The organism is Polaromonas sp. P3_C2, from assembly GCF_056402675.1.
In genome coordinates this window covers 1-1652 of record NZ_JBFUGX010000810.1, presented here as the reverse complement: position 1 = coordinate 1652, position 1652 = coordinate 1, and the positions used below count along the sequence as shown (strand labels likewise).

The window sequence follows — 1652 nt, the reverse complement described above, 5'->3', positions numbered from 1 at the left end:
GTGTTCACACCCATGCAAGAGGCAATCGGCCGGTTCTGCGTGACGCCGCGCACAAACAGGCCCAGCCGCGTGCGGCTGATCAGCCAGGCCACGCCCAGCAGCACCGCCACGGCAAACACAATGATGACCAGCCGGTTGTAAGGCAGCGAAAGATTGCCCAGCACCTGCACGCCGCCGCTCATCCACACCGGGTTTTCAACCCCGACGTTTTGCGCGCCAAAAATCGAGCGCACCAGTTGCTGCAGCATCAGGCTGATACCCCAGGTGGCCAGCAGTGTCTCCAGCGGGCGGCCATAGAGGAAGCGAATCACGCTGCGTTCCAGCGCCGCACCCATCAGCGCCGAGGCCATGAAAGCCACCGGCACCGCGGCCAGCAAATACCAGTCAAACGCGCCGGGAAAGTATTTCTGGAACACGCCCTGCACCACGTAGGTGGCATAGGCGCCAATCATCATCAGCTCGCCGTGCGCCATATTGATGACGCCCATCAACCCGTAAGTGATGGCCAACCCCAGCGCCACCAGCAGCAAGATGCTGCCCAGGCTGATGCCGCTGAAAATCGCGCCCAGCTTGTTGCCCCACTCCAGTGAGGCCTCAACCTTGGCCAGCGCGGCTTGAAGGGCCACCTTCACGTCGGCATCGGCCTCGGTGCCTAGGCGTTCTATCAGCACCGTTTTGGTATTGGGGTTCTTGCTGCCGGCCAGCTGCGCGGCGGCTTCCAGGCGCTTGGCCTTGTCGGTGCTGCCCAGCATGATGGCGGCGCGCATCAGCTCAAGCTGGTTCTTCAGCTCGGGCACGGTTTCAGCCGCGTAGGCTTTTTCAATCAACGGAAGCCGCGCTTCGTCGTTGTCACCGCCCAGCGTCTTGATCGCATCGCGCCGCTGCTTCTCGTCTTTGGAAAACAGCTTCAACGCGGCCAGCGCGTTGTCGATCTCGCTGCGCATCAGGTTGGGGTTGATCACGTCTTCAGCATCAGCCGGCAGCGGCACCTCGGCGCCGGTGATCGGGTCAAAGGCTTTGTCGTCTTTCACAACAAAAACCTTGTCGCCCTTGGTTTTCACCGCATCGTCAGACAGCGCCTGTATGAACGCGGCCGTCTTCTCGTCGGCCTTGGCAGCGGCCTTTCCCAAGGCCTCCACACGCGCCTCCGTTTCGCCAATTGACATGCCTTTTACCTCCTCAGGACTTAAGGCATAAGCGCGAGCAGCTATCAAAAGCGTAGCAAGAAAGAGTAGGCGGAGAAGTGGGTAACGGAGCATAGGGGAAAGAACCTGTAGGTTGGGCACAGCACGCAACCGTGTTGCGCCCAGACTGCAACTTCCTTGGGGGCACCGGTCTTACTCACCAAGAGCAAGAACCGGACCGTAGACGCCCAAAGGCGTCAAGACAGGAAGAAGCGTAGCGAGCGGACCGAGGTGGGGTTCGAGGAGCGGAACCGTACACCAGTACGGTGAGCACCACAGAGCCCCAGATCGGTTCGCGCAGTAGCTTCTTACTTCTTGACAGGCTCGTCGGGTTTCTTGTCGTTYCCTTCAATGTATGGGCTCCATGGCTTGGCCTTCACAGGGCCAGGCGTCTTCCACACCACATTGAACTGGCCGTCGGCCTTGATTTCGCCGATGAAGACCGACTTGTGCAGGTGATGGTTCTTC

2 protein-coding genes are annotated in these 1652 nt (G+C 60.3%); both read right to left on the bottom strand.

The genetic code is table 11. The annotated features are described in order from the left end of the window. On the bottom strand, positions 1-1259 hold a 1259-nt coding region (gene urtB / locus AC1DWI_RS22240), incomplete at its 3' end, for an urea ABC transporter permease subunit UrtB (protein WP_477725791.1). Between the two features lie 233 nt (positions 1260-1492). Beyond that, the coding region (locus AC1DWI_RS22235) for a transporter substrate-binding protein (protein ID WP_477725792.1) at positions 1493-1652 on the bottom strand (160 nt) is incomplete at its 5' end.